This window comes from Mesorhizobium sp. M7D.F.Ca.US.004.03.1.1, assembly GCF_003998635.1.
GTDB classification, from domain to species: Bacteria; Pseudomonadota; Alphaproteobacteria; order Rhizobiales; family Rhizobiaceae; genus Mesorhizobium; species Mesorhizobium loti.
The window spans coordinates 1-3,490 of the sequence record NZ_RZQG01000639.1; the positions used below are offsets into that span (position 1 = coordinate 1).

Annotated in this window: 4 protein-coding genes; all 4 read right to left on the bottom strand. The window is 58.3% G+C overall.

Annotated features, from left to right (window positions below; all coding sequences use genetic code 11):
* Positions 1-160: 160 nt before the first annotated feature.
* Positions 161-1,117 (bottom strand): dihydrodipicolinate synthase family protein, encoded by a 957-nt coding sequence (locus EN935_RS27035; protein WP_127373797.1) that lies wholly within the window; start codon positions 1,115-1,117, stop codon positions 161-163.
* Positions 1,118-1,142: 25 nt separating this feature from the next.
* Positions 1,143-1,952, bottom strand: a complete 810-nt coding sequence (locus tag EN935_RS27040) for an ABC transporter permease (protein ID WP_127373798.1) — start codon at positions 1,950-1,952, stop codon at positions 1,143-1,145.
* Positions 1,949-2,815: an ABC transporter ATP-binding protein gene (locus EN935_RS27045; RefSeq protein ID WP_245489062.1), complete on the bottom strand. Its 867-nt coding sequence runs from the start codon at positions 2,813-2,815 to the stop codon at positions 1,949-1,951. Before EN935_RS27045 ends, EN935_RS27040 begins: the two co-directional genes overlap by 4 nt.
* Before the next feature lie 43 nt (positions 2,816-2,858).
* On the bottom strand, positions 2,859-3,490 hold a 632-nt coding region (locus EN935_RS40930), incomplete at its 5' end, for a dihydroorotase family protein (RefSeq protein ID WP_164771366.1).

Sequence of the window (3,490 nt, forward strand, 5' to 3'; positions counted from 1 at the left end):
GCCCTGAAAGGTTCGACTCCGCCTATGCCACCAGGGCTGCACAACCTATGAAATGTTCTCAACCTCGCTGAATGCCCGGACTCAATTCCCACAACAGCGCGTCAAAATTCGCAACCGGGGGGACAAAAGCTTAGCACTTTCGCCGTTTCCTGCATCGGCGTCAGCCGGTCTTGGCTGCGGGCCGTTTTGACGCCCCGAGACGACGTTCCAGTCGTTCGACCAGTCGACTCAACTCATCGTGGTCCTCTCTGGACAACCGCGCCCCTGGAGCCCGTACAAAGGCGCTGGCAATAGCGCCGCGACGGCGAAGCGCCTCTTTGCGCAGGGCTAACCCGATGCCAGGCTGCGCCTCATGACGCAGCAGTGGCAGATAGGCATCGAATATATCCTCACCCGTGGTTCCCTCCCCTGCTGCGAACAGTCGTGTGACCTGGACCAGCATTTCTGGATATGCGAATCCGGTCATTGCACCGTCGGCTCCACGGGCAAGCTCCTGCGGCAGATAGAGCCCACCATTGCCAACAAGGATGCTGATGCGCCGGTGACGTCCTTCGGATGACCCCTTACGCAGCCTTGTCAGCTTATCGTGGCCCGGCCAATCCTCATGCTTGAGCATAACCATTTGCGGCAGAGCGTCGACGAGGCGATTGATCGTCTCCACCGACAGATTAACCGTCGTCACGAACGGATAGTCCTGCAAGACGATAGGGACCGCCGTACCCAGTCGTTCAGCAATAGTTGCGTAGTATTTAAAGACGTGATCCTCGTTCTTGAGGCTCGGCAACGGCGCGATCATGACACCCGATGCCCCGGCGTCCATTGCCTCGGCCGAGAAACGAAGCAACGCGTCCGTGCCAGGATTACTCACGCCAACCACGACCGGAACACGCCCGGCGACACGGTCGACGAAGCGCTTCATCACCGTCTTGCTTTCTTCCTCCGAAAGCTTGTTGGCCTCGCCCATCATTCCAAGCACGGTCATGCCGTCAACGCCTGTTTCAATATAGAATTCGACGAGCGTGTCGATGCTGGCGTGATCGATGGCTCCGTCATCTCTAAAAGGCGTCGCGGCGATGACGCACACGCCCTTTTCCTGAGCATTTATCAGTCTTGGCATCTCTTATCTCCAGAGGTTTGTGGAATCAGATCTCGGTGCGCACCGACACGTGCCAGGGAATGACCCGCCTTTCGATGAACTCGATCACCCAGAAAAAGGCCATGCCGAGCACGGTAAGCAGGATGATCGCGGAAAACTGGCGGGTGATATCGAAGTTCGACCCTGCAATGAGGATGACATAGCCCAGCCCTTTGTCTGACCCGACGAATTCCGCCACGACGGCGCCGATGACTGCCAGCACCGCCGCCATCTTGAGGCCGGCGAGAATACTGGGAAGCGCATTCGGCAGGCAAAAACGGAAAAATGTTTGCCAAAGACTCGCGCCCATCGACTGCGCCAGGAAGAGCATCTGTGGCGGGGCAGATCGAAACCCAACCACCGAATTGATGAACACGGGAAAGAAGGGGATGGGAATCACAATGGCGATCTTCGGCGTAATCCCAAAGCCAAACCAAGCCAACATGAGAGGCGCAATGGCGACCTTTGGCACAACCTGGGAGCCGACAATCAACGGATAGAGGGACTTGTTCAGAATGCGCGAATAGCTGAGCATGACGGCAATCGGGACGCCAACCGCGACGCTTGCCAGAAACCCGGTCAGGATTACCCATGCCGTCGCAGTCGTGTGCGGAATGAAGTACGGAAAGCCCACGACGAGATCGCGTCCGATCTGGTAGGGCGACGGTAACAGGTAGTTCGGGACGCCCCCGACCGTGCAGGCGAGTTGCCAGACTACGACGAGGAGCACAAGCGTGATCAATGCGTAGGGAGGCTCGTTGAGCCACGCCCGCGAAAGCTTTGTATCTGGCGAAACAACTAGCGCGTCGGTGGTCATATTTCGTCCTCCTTGAGTACGCCCAGGGTCTTGAAAATATCGGTCACCTGCTGGACGTGGTGTGCATATTGGGAGCTGTCGCGCACGGCCAGGCGACGCGGACGCTCAAGCTTGACGTCGATGATGGTCTCGATCTTGCCGGGACGAGGTGACATTACGACGATACGGTCGCTGAGAAATACGGCCTCTGAGATCGAATGCGTAATGAAAACAATGGTCATACTTCGGTTGGACCATAGGCGCAGGAGATCGACCTGCAGTTGGTCGCGGGTTAATGCATCGAGTGCGCCGAATGGCTCGTCCATCACCAGCAGAGGCGGGTTGTGGAGCAGGGCTCGGCAGATGGAAACCCGCTGACGCATTCCGCCAGACAACTCATAGGGCATCGCATCGTGAAAATTGTCGAGAGCGACCATGCCGAGAAGTTCCTCGGCCCGCTTGCGCGACTGCGTCAGATCAAGGCCCCTTATCTCGGCTTGAAGCATCACGTTCGCCATCGCACTGCGCCACTCCAGCAAGACATCCTGCTGGAAGACGACACCGATGTCGGAATTCGGTCCGACGATCGGCTTGCCGCCGACCCGAATGCTGCCGGTGGTCGCCTTGTCCAGCCCCGCGAGCAGCATCATCAGAGTGCTCTTGCCGCAGCCACTGGGGCCGATCACCGACACGAACTCGCCTTCGGCCACCTCAAGTTCGACCGCGCTCAGCGCTTGGATGGGGCCGTTGCGCGTCTTGAAAGTCTTGGATACTCCGGAGATCGATATCGAGTTCCGGCCTTCCCGCGACGATGACGGAAACCGCGCGACACCTCCAGTCTCCATCGGTCTGGCTTCATCGTGTTTCGTGGATGTCTGTCTCATTTGTTCCCCTTTTTGGACGCTTCCATCGCTTCTTCTTGACTCCCTAAACCCCCCGATTGTTCTGTCGGGGAACAAACTCACCGCCTCCAACCTGGCTTTTGATAACACTGCCATCCCAAGCCAACTTGCCACGTACGAATGTCGCGGAGGCGCTGGCGGCAAACATCTCACCGTCGAACGGGCTCCATTGCAGCCCGTCATGAGTTTTGGAGGCGTCGAACTGATAGGGTGCGGTTCTGACTACAACGATGTCCCCATCAGCACCGGGGGAGAGATGCCCCTTTCGAGGCCACAAGCCGAAAAAGCGCGCGGGCCTCTCCGCAAGATACAGCGAACAAAGCCGTGGCGCATCCAGACCGCGTTTCGCCAAGCCAGTAAAGAAGGCTGGCAACAGCGTCTCCAGCCCTGGAATGCCGGCCGGCGCATAGAATGATGAGGCGACCTGCTTGCGTGCAAGAGGCCAAGCACTGTGGTCGGAAGAAACGAACTCGCACCCGTCGCGTTGTAATTCCTGCCACAACGGTTCCCGCATACCGTTGCGAATGGGAGGGTTCACCTTCATAAGTGCGCCGAGGCGCGCGATATCTTCTGCAGCGTCGAAATGTAGGTAGTGAACGCTCATTTCGCCGGTAGCGCGCGCGCCTTCGCGACGATAGCGGCTTACGAGCTGTAACC

What these genes read in the sequence shown, in the direction of transcription:
- EN935_RS27035 (WP_127373797.1), bottom strand. Translation starts at nt 1,117, where the DNA reads ATGCCAAGACTGATAAATGCTCAGGAAAAGGGCGTGTGCGTCATCGCC.
- EN935_RS27040 (WP_127373798.1), bottom strand. Translation starts at nt 1,952, where the DNA reads ATGACCACCGACGCGCTAGTTGTTTCGCCAGATACAAAGCTTTCGCGG.
- EN935_RS27045 (WP_245489062.1), bottom strand. Translation starts at nt 2,815, where the DNA reads ATGAGACAGACATCCACGAAACACGATGAAGCCAGACCGATGGAGACT.